Below are 14,591 nucleotides of genomic sequence, written 5' to 3'. Positions count from 1 at the left end.
CCCCTACAGCACCTGGCGCAAGAACGCCTGGGCCCGTGGGTCCTTCGGCGCATCGAAGAACGCCTTTGGCGGCGAATCTTCCAACAGCTTCCCGTGATCAAAGAACAACACCCGATCCGCCACTTCCCGGGCAAAGCCCATCTCGTGCGTCACGCAGACCATGGTCATGCCTTCCTGGGCCAGGGTCTTCATCACATCCAGCACCTCCCCGACCATTTCCGGGTCGAGCGCCGAGGTCGGCTCATCGAACAACATCACCTTCGGGTCCATCGCCAGGGCGCGGGCGATGGCTACCCGCTGCTGCTGGCCACCTGAGAGACGCGACGGGTACTCGTTGGCTTTCTGGGCGATACCGACCTTTTCCAGCAACGCCCGGGCCTTGGTTTCGCGCTCGGCCTTGTTGCGCTTGCGCACCACCTTCTGCGCCAGGCACAGGTTTTCCAGCACGGTCATGTGCGGGAACAGGTTGAAGTGCTGGAACACCATGCCGACTTCACGGCGGTAGGCGTTGATGTCGGTCTTCGGGTCGTCCAGTTGCACGCCGTTGATGGACACATGGCCCTGGTCGAAATGCTCCAGGCCGTTCAGGCAACGCAGGAAGGTGGACTTGCCCGAGCCGGACGGGCCCAGCACCACCACCACCTCGCCCTTGGCGACCTGGGTGGTGACGTTGTCCACCGCACGCACCACCTGGCCGCGGGTGTCGAAGACTTTAAGCAGGTCACGGACTTCAATCACTTTGCGCAAGCCTCCGCTCGAGCCGGCTGGCGATGTGCGACAGCGGCAGGTTGATCAGCAGGTACAGGCCCGCCACGCAGAACCAGATCTCGAAGGTCGAGAACGAGGTGGTGATGGCCTCGCGACCGCTCTTGGTCAGCTCGGTGATGGCGATCACCGACACCAGCGAGGTGTCCTTGACCAGGCTGATGAACTGCCCGGCCAGCGGTGGCAGCACGCGCTTGAAGGCCTGGGGCAGGATCACATGGCGCATGGACTGCGCACCGTTCAGGCCCAGCGAGCGTGCCGCCTCGTTCTGGCCCTTGGCGATCGACTGCACCCCGGCGCGGACGATCTCGGCCACGTAGGCGCCGGTGAACAGGGCCAGCGCCGCCACACCGGCGAACTCACGGGACAGGTTGAGCACGGTGCCGATGAAGAAGTAGAAGATGAAGATCTGCACCAGCAGCGGCGTGCCGCGCACCAGTTCGACATACACCGTGGACAGGTCACGCAGGGTGGGGTTGCTCGACAACCGGCAAAGCCCGGCGAACAGGCCGATCACCAGGCCCAGCGCGCCGGATATGACCGAGATCCACAGCGTGGTCCAAAGGCCCCAGGCCAAGGGGCCAGCGGCCCAGTGACGGGTGACGCCGATGGCATCGCCCTCGGCTACGTCGTCGCCACGGGCCAGCAGCATGCTGTCCTTGGCCACTTCGACGACCTGGGTGTCGCCGCTCTCGTCCTTCAGGGTGACCCGGGCGTTGTCGCCGGACACCACGATTTCCTCGACCGTGCCAGGGTTGGCGGCACGCTGGGTTTCCTCGGCCTTGTAGGCGAAGTATTGCGGAACGCGGTTCCAGCGCCACTCGTAGGAAATCATCGAGGTGGCCAGGTACAGGCTGATCGCCAGGCCCACCAGGACCAGCGCGGTCAGCCCATGCCAGGGCCACTGTGCTTTCTTGTGTTTGATCACGTGGGGTACTTCCGTAAATGCGAACGCGCAGGGCTTGCCTGCGCGTCGAGGTCAGCGCTTGGGGTTTTGCGCCCAGGCCTTATTCCATTTCCTTCAGCCAGTCCTTGTTCTTGAACCACTTGTCGTGGATACGATCGTAGGTCCCGTCATGCTTGATCTGGTGCAGGAAGTTGTTGATGTAGTTGATGCTGTCGTAGTCGCCCTTCTTCAGGCCGAAGGCCAGCGGCTCGTAGGTGAAGGGTTCTTCCAGGAACACCAGCTTGCCGGCGCCGGCCTTCTCCACCGCCACCACGTTGTAGGGCGAATCGTAGACGAAGGCGTCGGCCTTGCCGTTGACCACGTCCATCACCCCTTCCTGCTCGTTGTCGTAGCCGTGGTACTTGGCTTTGCCGATCAGTTTCTTCGCGACCATCTCGCCGGTGGTGCCAAGCTTGGAGGTGAGGCGGTACTTCTCGTTGTTCAGGTCCTTGTACGACTTGATCTCGCCCGCCAGCTCCTTGCGGATCAGCAGGGTCTGGCCGACGACGATGAAGGGCTCGCTGAAGTTCAGGCGCAGGTTGCGCTCCTGGGTCAGGGTCATGCCACTGCCGATGAAGTCGAACTTGTCGGTCATCAAAGCAGGGATGATGCCGTCGTAGGCGGTGGAGACCATCTCCAGCTTGACGCCCATGGACTTGGCCATGGCCTTGAGGATGTCGACCTCGAAGCCGATGATCTCGCCACGCTTGTTGGTCATTTCGAACGGCATGTAGGTCGGGTCCATGCCCACACGCAGGGTGCCGCGCTTGACCGCGTCATCGATGGCGCCGGCCTGGGCGGTGGCTACCGCGATCAGGGCGGTCGCACCTACCAGCAGTCGCGACAGGTATTTCTTCATCATCACCAAGTCCCCTAGCAAGAAGTACGCAGATTTTTTTTGTAAGCACGGTCCTACAGACCGATGCGTAATGTCGGGACGGATGCTAACGCATGCGCGGCGCCGGACCTAGAGCCGGGGGGGACTTTGTTGGCCAAAAGATGGCGAAGAGCGAGGGCTTTGCCCTCGTATCGCCGGCAAGCCGGCTCCCACAAGGATAGTGTTGCACCTGTGGGAGCCGGCTTGCCGGCGAAAGGGCCGCGAAGCGGCCCCAAGGAAGGGTCAGGCGCCCGCCAGTGCTGGCTGGACCACGTGCTCCGGATGCAGCGGCAGCAACGGTGAGTGCGGATCGTTGGCGATGGAAGCGCGCCACACATCGATCCACGCCGTGTTGTGCCCGGCCCATACCTGCTCGTGCAGGCGCGACAGCGCCACCGGGTCGCTGAGCAACGCCAGGCGGGTGTTCAGGTCCAGGCCCTGTGGCCCCACTTCCAGCGCCTTGGCCACGCGCTCTACGCGCAGCGCCTCGATCGGCGCCGCCTGGCCATGACGCGCCGTGGCCATGGCACAGGCCAGGGCGTTCTGGCGCGGGTCGACCACGGCCCGGACGAAGCCGTCGTGCAGGGCATGCCAGCGGTTCTCGTGGGTGTACTGGTCGGTGGCCAGCAGTTCCTGCGGCGTGGCGTACTCCTCGGGGATGAGGAACAGTTTCTCATCCTTGGCCGCCAGGCCCAGGCGGGTGCGGCTGGAGATGACCGAAACCGGGATCGACAGCACCAGCGAGCCGACGATCGGCGCCAGCCACCAGAGGAAGCTCGGGTTCAACCAGGCCACCAGGCCGGCCCAGGCGATGCCCAGCAGGGTCTGCGGACCATGGCGACGTACCGCCTCGCTCCACGGAGTCGAGTCATCGTCACGCTGCGGCGAGTTCCAGGTCGCGGCCCAGCCGAGGAACGCGGCCAGCACGAAACGGGTGTGGAAGATCATCCGCACCGGTGCCAGCAGCATGGAGAACAGCATCTCCATCAGCATCGACAAGGTGACCTTGATGCGTCCGCCAAACTCGGTGGCACCCTTGGCCCAGATCAGGATGACGCTGAGCAGCTTGGGCAGGAACAGCAGCACGATGGTGGTGGAGAACAGCGCGATGGCCTTCTCCGGGTGCCACTGCGGCCACAGCGGGTAGAGCTGGAACGGCTCGATGAAGTACTGCGGCTCCATCAGGGTGTTAGTCGCCAGCAGTGCGGTCGACAGCACCAGGAACAGGAACCACAGCGGCGCCGACAGGTACGACATCACCCCAGTGAGGAACACCGCGCGGTGCACCGGGTGCATGCCCTTGACCAGGAACAGGCGGAAGTTCATCAGGTTGCCGTGACACCAGCGACGGTCGCGCTTGAGCTCGTCGAGCAGGTTCGGCGGTAGCTCTTCGTAGCTGCCCGGCAGGTCGTAGGCAATCCACACGCCCCAGCCAGCCCGGCGCATCAACGCGGCTTCGACGAAATCGTGGGAAAGGATCGCACCGGCAAACGCGCCCTTGCCCGGCAACGGCGCCAGGGCGCAGTGCTCGATGAACGGTTTCATGCGGATGATCGCGTTGTGGCCCCAGTAGTGCGACTCGCCCAGCTGCCAGAAGTGCAGGCCAGCGGTGAACAGCGGGCCGTACACGCGGGTGGCAAACTGCTGCATGCGCGCATAGAGGGTATCCATGCCCGAGGCTTTCGGCCCGGTCTGGATAATGCCGGCATCCGGGTTGGCCTCCATCAGGCGCACCAGGCTGCTCAGGCACTCGCCGCTCATGACGCTGTCGGCGTCGAGCACCACCATGTACTTGTAATCGCCGCCCCAGCGACGGCAGAAGTCGTCGAGGTTGCCGCTCTTGCGCTTCACCCGGCGCCGGCGGCGACGGTAGAAGATGCGGCCGAAGCCCTTGGTCTCGCGACACACGTCCAGCCAGGCCTGTTGTTCGGCCACGGCGATATCGGTGTCGTTGGTATCGCTGAGCACGAAGAAGTCGAAACGATCGAGGTTGCCGCTTGCGGCCACCGACTCGAAGGTCGCACGCAGGCCTGCGAACACCCGAGGCACGTCTTCGTTACAGATCGGCATCACCAGCGCGGTACGCGCCTCGGCGGGAATCGGCTCGTTGCCGGCGCTGCTGCCGGAGATGCGGTACTTGTCACGCCCGGTGAGCAGCTCGAGGAAGCCCATCAGCGCGGTCCAGAAGCCCGCCGACACCCAGCAGAACAGGATGCCGAAAAGGATCAGGATGGACGTCTGCAGCGCATACGGCCACACCTGCACCACGGTGTCCCACAGCGGCTGGTGGATGACTTCGTCGAGGTCGACGAACGACCAGCCCTGGTACGGCAGGATGCCTTTCATGTACCAGCCGGCGACGATGGTCTGGCCGATCATCAGGGTGAGCAGGATATAGCGGCGGATCGAGCCGACCGTGCGCCAGCGTGCCGGCGGTAGCTCGCGCTTGGGCGGCTGCGGGGCGTTGGTGCGGCCGGTCATGCGCCGCCACATGCGGATCAGCACGTTGGTGCGCCACGGCTCGGGCACGACCTTGGTGCGTTTGATCGGTGGGGCGATCTTCAGGCACAGGCGGCCGCTGCCATCGACGCCGAGCATCTCGGCCTCTTCCAGTTCGGCGGCGCTGCCTACGGTAAGACGGGCCCCCACCGAAGCCTGGACGGCCTCGGCGGTGGCGGCGGCCGGGTTGGCCGCCAGGCGTTGGTGCAGCTCGCTGAACGAGGTGCAACGGGCGAGTTCCGCGCGTTGCTCGTCGCTCAGTGGGAGGTGGGCCAGGTATTCGCCAAGCGATTCCGGCCTTGCGCTTGAGTTACTCATCGGCAGGCAACTGATAGCTCCAGGTCTCGGTCAGCACCTTCTCGGTGGTGGCCGGGGCCCCGTTGGTGGATGCCGCGTCGGCGGCGGGTTGCTCGGCAGCCTGCTCGGCCTTGGCTTTCTCAGCCTTGGCGTGGGCGTGCTTGGCCGCGGCCTTGTCCTGCTTGGTTTCCTTGGCGGGCTTCGGTTGCTCGACCGGCACGTCACGCAGCAGCGCGGCGCGCATCTCGGTGGATTTCTTCGGATCCTGCACCTTCAGGCGCAGGGTCAGGCGCCAGCCTTTGGTTTCCGGGTTGTAACGCAGGTTGTTCTCGACCACTTCGGCGTTGTCGCCGACGCTGACCTGGCTGCGCACGGCGGTATCAGCCGGCAATGCCGCGAGGTTCGGGCCGATGAAATCGACCAGCAGGGCAACACTGCCGTCGGTCTGGCGGATCAGGTTGGACTGCTTGACGTCACCGGCGGAGCGCAGGGTCTGCTTGACCCAGCCCAGTTCCTGCGGGTGCAGCTGGTCTTCCTTGATGGTCCAGCGCAGGCGGTAGTCGTATTCGAACGGCTTGCCTGGCTCAGGCAGCTTTTCCGGGCTCCAGAAAGCCACGATGTTGTCGTTGGTTTCGTCGGCGGTCGGAATCTCGACCAGGTCGACGGTGCCCTTGCCCCAATCACCCTTCGGCTCGATCCAGGCGCTAGGACGCTTTTCGTACTCGTCGTCGAGGTCTTCGTAGTCGCTGAAGGCGCGCTGGCGCTGCAGCAGGCCGAAACCACGCGGGTTCTCGACACTGAAGTTGCTCACGGCCAGGTGTTTCGGGTTGTTCAGCGGGCGCCACAGCCACTCGCCGTTGGCGGCATGGATAGCCAGGCCTTCGGAGTCGTGCAGGGCCGGGCGGTAGTTCATGACCTTCGACGGCTGGTTGGGGCCGAACAGGTACATGCTGGTCAGCGGGGCGATGCCCAGGCGGCTGACGTTGTCACGCAGGTAGACGCGCGACTTGACGTCGACCAGGGTGTCCTCGCCCGGACGCAGGGTCAGCTTGTAGGCACCGGTGGAGCGCGGCGAGTCGAGCAGTGCGTAGATCACCAGGTGCTTGTCGTTCGGCTTGGGCTTCTCGATCCAGAATTCGCGGAAACGCGGGAATTCCTCGCCCGACGGCAGCGCGGTGTCGATGGCCAGGCCACGGGCCGACAGGCCATAGCGGTGGCCTTTGCCGACCACGCGGAAGTAGCTGGCGCCAAGCAGGGTCATGATCTCGTCCTGCTTGTCGGCCTTGTTGATCGGGTAGAGCACACGGAAACCGGCATAGCCGAGATTCTTGGTGGCATCAGCGTCATGGGGCACGTCACCGAACTCGAAGCGGCTCGGGTCGTACTTGATTTCCTTGACCTTGTTGGCGGTGATCTCGTTGATGGTCACCGGCGTGTCGAAATGCATGCCCTGGTGGTAGAAGGACAGCTTGAACGGCGTCTTGTCCTTGGCCCACTCGGCCTTTTCCTGCAGGAAGCGGATCTTCTGGTAGTCGGCGTACTTCATGTCGCGGAACACCGGCGGCAGGTTGCTCTTCGGTGCCTCGAACTTCTGACCGGCCAGATCCTTTGCCTTGGCTGCAACATCGTCCAGATTGAATGCCCACAGCTGGCCCGCGCTCATCAGGCCGACCAGCGCCACGCCGGCCAACAGGGCCTTGCGCAGCCGGGTACCGGGGATTCTAGGTGCAATACAGGGGCTTACAATCACGAGCAATCCTCGCCGAAAACAGATCATGAAACCAACGGCCAGCGACAAATGCCGGGTTGGCGAGCACTGTTCGGACCCCGTGAGGGCGTAATGATTCCCCAAACGGATCCTGACAATGCTCGAGTCAAAGTGAAACGAACCTGCGAACGCAGGTTCATGCAGCGCGCGATTATCCAGCAGGTCGCGTTACAACGCATCAGGCTGAACAAACTATTTATCGTACAAAACCCCTTGTTTTCGCCAAACAAAGGGTTTTTTGACCTCATATTTGTAACATAAATGTTACCGGGCCATCATTGACCAGATGCACCTGCATGTCAGCGCCGAAGCGACCACTGGCCACCTGCGGGTGCTGACCTTGTGCCTGATTCAAAAGATAGTCGAAAAGCGCAGCGCCAAGGGCCGGTGGCGCAGCCGTCGAAAAGCTCGGGCGCATGCCGTTGCGGGTGTCGGCGGCCAGGGTGAACTGTGACACCAGCAACAGGCCACCGCCGACATCCTTGAGCGAGCGGTTCATCTTGCCCTGCTCGTCGCTGAACACTCGATAGTTCAGCAGCTTGTGCAGCAGTTTGTCGGCATGCTCGGGCGAATCGCCAGGCTCGACCGCCACCAGCGCCAGCAACCCTTGGTCGATGGCCCCGACGATCTCCCCCGCCACTTCCACCCGTGCGCCGCGCACACGCTGGATCAGCCCTTTCATGCCTCTTCCAGAGGCAGGTCGAGCAGACGTCGAGCCATCTGGTCGGCGGCACGCACCAGGGCGTCGGTGATTCCCGGCTCGGAGGCGGCGTGACCGGCGTCGCGGATCACCTTCAACTCACTGTTCGGCCAGGCCTGGTGCAGCTCCCAGGCGTTGTCCAGCGGGCAGATCACATCGTAGCGGCCATGCACGATCACCGCCGGCAGATGGGCGATCTTAGGCATGTCGCGGATCAGCTGGTCCTGCTCGAGGAACGCATTGTTGGTGAAGTAATGGCATTCGATGCGGGCGATGGACAGGGCGCGCTGCGGTTCGGAGAAGCGGTCGACCACCAACGGGTTCGGCCGCAGGGTGGCAGTACGGCCTTCCCAGGTGGACCAGGCCTTGGCCGCGTGCATCTGGGCGATCTGGTCGTTGCCGGTCAGGCGCTTGTGGAAGGCCTTGACCAGGTCGCCACGCTCTTCCGGTGGAATCGGTGCGATGTAGTCCTGCCAGTAATCCGGGAACAGACGGCTGGCACCTTCCTGGTAGAACCAGCTGATTTCCTGCGGACGGCACAGGAAGATCCCGCGCAGGATCAGCCCATGCACGCGTTCGGGGTGGGTCTGGGCATAGGCCAGGGCCAGGGTGGAGCCCCAGGAGCCGCCGAACAGCACCCATTTGTCGATGCCAAGGTGTTCGCGGATACGCTCCAGGTCCTCGACCAGGTGCCAGGTGGTGTTGTTCTCCAGGCTCGCGTGGGGCGTGGAGCGGCCACAGCCGCGCTGGTCGAAGGTGATGATGCGGTACAGGTTGGGATCGAAGTAGCAACGGCTCTGGGCGTCGCAACCGGCGCCCGGGCCGCCGTGGATGAACACCACGGGCAGACCTTCCGGCGAGCCGCTTTCATCGACGTACAGCACATGCGGCGCTTCCACGGCCAGATCGTGCCGGGCGTAGGGTTTGATCTGCGGGTAGAGGGTCTGCATCGCGCACTCCGTGTGAGGTTTGGTTCGGCCGTGGGCCATCATAAACCCGAATTGCGCTTTGAGCATGTGTCTAAGCAAGATCATCTTATGTGCAAGGCGCAGACACGGCTCAATAGCATGGGGGAACTCAATCAACACGAGATGCCCTCATGCTCGACCCGGCCAACGCTGCAACCTCCGAACCTGGTCTCCATCACCAACTGATCAGCCGCAAGTTACCCGGCTGGCTGATCAACGCTCAGCCGGAGCAACGGCAACTCTTGCGCCAGGCGGCACGCCAACGCGACCCACAGCTCGAGCGCGCATGCGAGGACAACCCGGCGGTGGCCAGGGCACTGGCGCAAACCTATGGCCAGCACCTGCAGGCTGAAGCAGACCTGAAGGCACTTCTGGCGAGCCTGCCAGAGCTGGAGCAATACACCACTGAGCTGCTGTCGAACGCGATCAGCCAGCGCTTCGACCAGCAGATCGAGGTTTCCACAACCTACCTGATGAATCTGACCAGGGCCGCGGCCATCAGAGAGACGCTGTCCAGCCTGACCAGCGATCCGCTCGCCACTTCAGCCCGCGCCCTGAAGCTGGCGACTCAATCCCTGCTGCACAGCGCCCTGCAAAATTTCGAGGCCTTCGAAGCTCAACCTGGGGGCATGAACGCCAACACTAATGAGTCAGCCATCCTCGACAGGAACGATGTCAGTCTCGTCTCCCAGGCCGTCAGGCTGCCCATCGCTGCAGAAGACTTCGCGGCGCTGGCACGTGAGCTGGATATCGGCGGCAAGTACCAGGCGTTGCTCGACTCGCTTGATCCCCCCACCAACCACCCAGACACAGAAGCCGTTCGGACCGTGTTCGCGGCTGCCGAGCGCTCTACATTCTGCTTGCACGTTCACCACGCATTTTTACTGGGCAAGATTGACAACGCCATCCACGATACCTTGCTGAAACTCGCGAGCGACGACAAAGTCGAACACGGCGGGCGCCCTGTGCTGTGTGGCAGCATCACGCTGCTGCACACCACTCTCACCGGCGCGATGACGATTGGAATCGACGCTCGCATCCCAACAGGTGCCGGGCGCTTCCCACCCGGCCCGGTGTATCCCTATGACGGCTGGCTGGTGCTTTACCTCCCAGGCCTCCCCGAGCCGCTGACCTGCCATGCCTCCCGGGCCGATGCCGAAGCCTTCCTGGCCAAGCAGTTGCCAGCATTTCGCCAGGCGAACCACCAGCAACTGATACCCGACCGGCACCGGAGCAGTTTCCTCGACAGACTCACCGACACGCTTGAACCCTATACCTGGAACGCCAGCGGCCAGTACAAGGAACGCCTACCCGCCCCCAACCCCGAGATCAGCCTGCACGTACAACCCTTCACCAGGCCGTGCATGGACGAGCGAGTCACTCAACGGCAGCAGCGCCTGCGCGACGATGGACTGTTCCACGCCGTGCCGACGGCAACGATGGACAAGCAGACCGCCCGAAGGCACATCGCCTACTTCAAGACCATCGCGTTAAACACCCTGAATTTCGCGGGTATGTTCATAGCACCGTTAGGTGCCGTGATGCTCGGTGTAACCGCAGTGCAACTGGCCAACGAAACCTTCGAAGGGATTGGTAGCTGGCTCGATGGTGATCGCGAGCAAGCGTTGCAGTACCTGATGGATGTGATCGAGAACGTCGCCATCATGGCGGCGCTGGCGGCAACTCACCGTGGCAATGGCATACCGGTGGTCGAGCGAATACCGGTGCAGACACCGTCCTTCATCGAAGAGCTCCAGCCCGTCGAGATGCCTGACGGTGAACGCCGCCTGTGGAAACCCGACCTGGCCCTCTTCCACCACGACAAAGTTCTGCCGGCCGGACTCAAACCCGACGAATTCGGTTTGATCCACCACCAAGGCAAAACCTGGCTGCCGGTCGAGGAGCGGCTGTACTCGGTCAAGCGCGCAGGCAACGGGTATCGCCTCGAACACCCTGATCGCGCCAACAGCTACCAACCGACGGTGCTGCACAACGGCGCAGGGGCCTGGCTGCTGCCCACGGAGCAACCGCGAAGCTGGGCCGACATGCGTCTGTTCCGCCGGCTTGGACACCTGCAGGCCAGCTTCGATGAATGTACTGCCAAGCAGATACTGCGTGTCAGCGGCACCGACGAGCACGTGCTGCGCAACATTGTGTGTCACAGCCAGAGGCTACCGGCGCTGCTGGAAGACACGATGGAGCGCTTTGCCATTGATCAGCACATACAGCAGGCGCTTCCCGAGGCCTCGATCATGGCGCGTAGCGCCGAATTCACCCGCCGCACCCAGGCAGTCATCGCCCCCCTTTCCTCTCGTGCGGCGCTGCTTCGCAGGGTATACCCGAAGCTGCCTGTCAGGCTTTGCGAAGAACTGGCGCGCAATGCCTCGTACGCCGAACAAAGCATGCTGACTGCAGGTAAGGTACCTGGTCGGCTGACTGGGGAAATTCGGCTCTATCAACAACAGGTGCGACTGACCCGTGCCTACGAAGGCCTGTATCTGGATTCCACGCGTAGCTGGGACAGCGACCGCCTGGCCCTGCGCATGCTCGAACGGCTGCCAGGCTGGCCCGAAGACCTGCGGGTAGAACTGCACCATCGCCAAGTTTCCCCGGAGCGCATCGACAGTATTGGCCCCAAGAAAACCAGCTCGACCGTATCGATCACCAGTGCCTGGGCGGGCTATCTGGAAACCCCGACGGCCGAGACCCCGGATGAGCAGATTCGTACCCACGACAGCCTGTACGGCGCAGTATTCGACGCGCTGACCGACTCACATAAATTGGCGCTGGGTATCGATTCGGCGTCAGCCCTGCACGAACGGGTGCGGGACGCTCCCCTGCTACCGCGCGCCGAACTGCGCAAAGTCTTCAACATGCAGCCCCCGGTGTTTCGTTCGCCCATGCGCCTGGCCGATGGACGACTGGGCTACCGCCTGAGCGGTGACGAGAAGCCTCCAGAACCGCAGAGCCGGAGCAGCTTGTTGTCGCAACTTGACGCCATGAGCTTGGCACCCGAACTCGCCATATCCGCAGAGCGGATCCTGGTGGCCCTGGAAAACGCTGGCCGGTCCCCCTCGCAGATACAGGCGCGGATCGATCAATTGCGTGTCGAACGCCAAGAGCTGCGTCAGAGTTTGGACGAGGCTTTCACCGGCCCTGACCAGGTGTTGGCTCTCGGGGCCAGCCTCGCCAATCGACAAGAGATCGAAATGGCCCTGTGGCAGCACTGGATTCACAGTGCAGTGCCCGAACTCGACGAGTCACCAGGTATTCTGCGGCTTTCCAGGATGTTCATCGCCGAGTTCCCCCGGCAGTTGCCTGCCTTCATCGGTTTGCGGGTCAACCGCTTGCAGCTGGACGACATCCTCCTCGATCACTCGTCTGACAGCAGCTTGGCCTGGACAGATTTCGAAGCGCAACTGAGCAATGTCTTCGGGCACTTCCCAAATCTGTCAGCCCTGGAGATCAGCCGGCATTACGACCCGCTCGCTGGCGGCTCGGAGTTCGCCAACAGCCTGCCGCTGATCGTCAGTAGTTTTCCACAGCTCGATGAACTGAGACTGATCAACCAGAACCTGACGTTCTACCCGCTGGACTTCGAGCGCTTCGCCTCTCGCAATCAGTTGAGCTATCTGGACCTGAGCGGCAACCGCCTTGCTCCACTCACGCGCTTCAGCCTCCCGGACTGGTATCTGGATTACCTGGGTCTGGAGCGGATGGCACTGGCGCAGTGGCCGGACTGGCTTGACGCGGCAGCGCTGGAACGGATCGGCACCTTGTCGCTGCAACACAACAGCCTGACCCGTGTACCGACGCTGTTACTGGAAAACGCCGAAAGCGAGAGCACGCACACCCGTGTTCTGCTCGATGGCAATGCCATACGCCCGGCGCAGTTGCTGGATATGCACCGCAGCCAGACAAACCTGCGTCGCCGGTTCGTTTTCAGCCTGGGGCACAATCTCGTCATTGAGCAGTATCAAGCGCTACGCGACACTCTGGACCAGTGGAGCATGGCCTCCACGTCCACGTCGGTGCCTGACGGCCAAACGGCAAACGCCCGAGCCAGAATCGCCCAATCTATCCTCGACTTCTGGGAACGCCGTGTCCGTGACGACTCCCTGAGCCCCTGGCACCTGGATGACTTCAGTGTTGAACACTTCCCACCTTCACTGCCGGAGTTCTTCATCCGCTGCGCCGATATTGTCCGACTAACCCGCATGCAGGGCACTGCAGAGCAGCTTGACCGGTGGCTTGAGCGTTTCACACACATCACCCATTTAACCCTCGACGGCCATGTCCAGCCGCTTTCGCGGCTAGCCGAGGCACTGACCCGGCTGCCCGCGCTCAGCCGCTTGAGCGTGATAAACCAAGGCCTGGAAATCGACAATCAGGCGATGCGCGTGATCGCACGCATACCCGCTTTGAGGGAACTGGACATCTCTGGCAACCGGCTGAGCCCGGAATTGCGTAGCCTCAATGGCATGCCCCCACGCCTTGATCGCCTTGCACTGCGCAACATGGGATTGGAAAGCTGGCCGGCCTGGCTGGACAACCTGATGCCCAGGTACACCTTGGACCTGCGGGAAAACCGCCTGACCACCCTGCCCCAGACTATTCTCGAAAACCCGCCAAGCACGTTCGGCAGCACTGCCATCCTGTTGACCGACAACCCGTTGACCCCCGCGACGATGCGCGCGGCGCACCTGTCACAGCGCTACGACCGAACCTTCACCTTCGACATGGACTTGCCCTTCGACATTCTCAGCGCGTCGCCGATGGGTATCGAGCCTGGCGTTGCCTTCAGCAGCTCGCTGGGCAGCCTCGGTAGTACGGGCAGTACCGGCAGCTACCATCGCCATGGCTTTGCCCCCTGGACGCCGATGCTAGAGATGGATGCCAGCCCTTGGCTGGAGGGTGCCGGCAGCTTGCGCCAGTCACGGGACGCGCAGTGGCAGCAAATTCGCCAGGCCGGTGATGCGGACAACCTGCTGCAACTGATCACCCAGCTGACAACAGCCGTGCCCTATCGCAATACTGAAACCCGGGCAGATATCATCGCGCGCGTCTGGCGGGTGCTGGCAATGGCGGCCAACCAGCCAGATGAACGTGAGGTGTTCGATGCGATTGCCGCCGAGGCCATCCGCGAAGGCACCTGTCCGGACGGGATCTTGCTGCAGTTCCAGCAGGTCGAGCAGATGCACATGATTGCCCAGACTGCCCTGGATACGACCGGGGCGGATCGCGAGTCGCGCCTCTATCGTTTGCTGCGCCGCCATTTCCGCCAAGAGCGCCTCGACGAAATCGCCAGCGCCAGGTCACTGCACCAGGATGCCGCCGAAGTCCGCCTGGCTTATCGGCGTCTGCTGGCCTCGCGCCTGGACCTGCTGAGCCCGGCTGACGAAATGATGTTCGGTGCCGACGTAAGCTCGACAGATGCCACGGATGCTGCGTTACGGATATGGGAGGCTGAGGAGGGGGAGGACTTTCTGACGTTCGCCGGCTATACGCCGTTCTGGGTCGATTACCTGCGCGAGGTCTACGCTGGCGATTTTGAGCGGATCGAAACGAAGTTCCAGAGCGCAGTGAACAACCTGCAATACGACCATCCAGAGGCCAGCCTGGATGAACTGGAGGCGCCGACCCGCGCGCTGGAGGCTCTGCGCGAGCGACAGGAGGCAAACCTGATCGCCGAGCTGACCCAGCGCATCCGCGCCGAGCACCACTAGCCGCAAGCCAGCGCCCGCAGCTACGGCGCTGGCCATTGCTGCATG

At 63.0% G+C, this 14,591-nt stretch carries 8 protein-coding genes; 1 reads left to right on the top strand and 7 read right to left on the bottom strand.

Annotated features, from left to right (window positions below; translation table 11 throughout):
• Window positions 1-3 precede the first annotated feature (3 nt).
• The 7 genes from CCOS191_RS02320 to pip form a co-directional block, all read right to left on the bottom strand.
• The gene (locus tag CCOS191_RS02320; RefSeq protein ID WP_046857674.1) at window positions 4-738 is read right to left on the bottom strand and encodes an amino acid ABC transporter ATP-binding protein; all 735 of its coding nucleotides are present in this window, start codon (window positions 736-738) and stop codon (window positions 4-6) included.
• Window positions 731-1,693, bottom strand: coding sequence for an amino acid ABC transporter permease (locus CCOS191_RS02315; protein WP_046853904.1), 963 nt, complete (start codon window positions 1,691-1,693; stop codon window positions 731-733). Before CCOS191_RS02315 ends, CCOS191_RS02320 begins: the two co-directional genes overlap by 8 nt.
• A 79-nt stretch (window positions 1,694-1,772) precedes the next feature.
• Window positions 1,773-2,570: a transporter substrate-binding domain-containing protein gene (locus CCOS191_RS02310; protein WP_167335937.1), complete on the bottom strand. Its 798-nt coding sequence runs from the start codon at window positions 2,568-2,570 to the stop codon at window positions 1,773-1,775.
• A 261-nt stretch (window positions 2,571-2,831) separates the two neighbouring features.
• Entirely contained in the window at window positions 2,832-5,405 is a 2,574-nt protein-coding gene (gene mdoH / locus CCOS191_RS02305; RefSeq protein ID WP_046853903.1) for a glucans biosynthesis glucosyltransferase MdoH, read from the bottom strand.
• Entirely contained in the window at window positions 5,398-7,134 is a 1,737-nt protein-coding gene (locus tag CCOS191_RS02300) for a glucan biosynthesis protein G (RefSeq protein WP_082120343.1), read from the bottom strand. The genes mdoH and CCOS191_RS02300 overlap by 8 nt, the downstream gene beginning before the upstream one ends.
• 262 nt (window positions 7,135-7,396) lie before the next feature.
• Window positions 7,397-7,834: a D-aminoacyl-tRNA deacylase gene (gene dtd / locus CCOS191_RS02295; RefSeq protein ID WP_046853901.1), complete on the bottom strand. Its 438-nt coding sequence runs from the start codon at window positions 7,832-7,834 to the stop codon at window positions 7,397-7,399.
• Window positions 7,831-8,802 (bottom strand): prolyl aminopeptidase, encoded by a 972-nt coding sequence (gene pip / locus CCOS191_RS02290; RefSeq protein WP_046853900.1) that lies wholly within the window; start codon window positions 8,800-8,802, stop codon window positions 7,831-7,833. Before pip ends, dtd begins: the two co-directional genes overlap by 4 nt.
• Before the next feature lie 149 nt (window positions 8,803-8,951).
• Between pip and CCOS191_RS02285 the strand changes: the two genes are divergently transcribed.
• Window positions 8,952-14,546 (top strand): NEL-type E3 ubiquitin ligase domain-containing protein, encoded by a 5,595-nt coding sequence (locus tag CCOS191_RS02285; protein ID WP_046853899.1) that lies wholly within the window; start codon window positions 8,952-8,954, stop codon window positions 14,544-14,546.
• Window positions 14,547-14,591 lie beyond the last annotated feature (45 nt).

Origin of the sequence: Pseudomonas sp. CCOS 191 (genome assembly GCF_001007005.1) — a bacterium.
GTDB classification, from domain to species: domain Bacteria; phylum Pseudomonadota; class Gammaproteobacteria; order Pseudomonadales; family Pseudomonadaceae; genus Aquipseudomonas; species Aquipseudomonas soli.
Note: the sequence above shows the minus strand (reverse complement) of the source record. Positions and strands in the feature narration are given on the sequence as shown.

What these genes read in the sequence shown, in the direction of transcription:
- pip (WP_046853900.1), bottom strand. Translation starts at nt 8,802, where the DNA reads ATGCAGACCCTCTACCCGCAGATCAAACCCTACGCCCGGCACGATCTG.
- CCOS191_RS02285 (WP_046853899.1), top strand. Translation starts at nt 8,952, where the DNA reads ATGCTCGACCCGGCCAACGCTGCAACCTCCGAACCTGGTCTCCATCAC.
- dtd (WP_046853901.1), bottom strand. Translation starts at nt 7,834, where the DNA reads ATGAAAGGGCTGATCCAGCGTGTGCGCGGCGCACGGGTGGAAGTGGCG.
- CCOS191_RS02310 (WP_167335937.1), bottom strand. Translation starts at nt 2,570, where the DNA reads ATGAAGAAATACCTGTCGCGACTGCTGGTAGGTGCGACCGCCCTGATC.
- mdoH (WP_046853903.1), bottom strand. Translation starts at nt 5,405, where the DNA reads ATGAGTAACTCAAGCGCAAGGCCGGAATCGCTTGGCGAATACCTGGCC.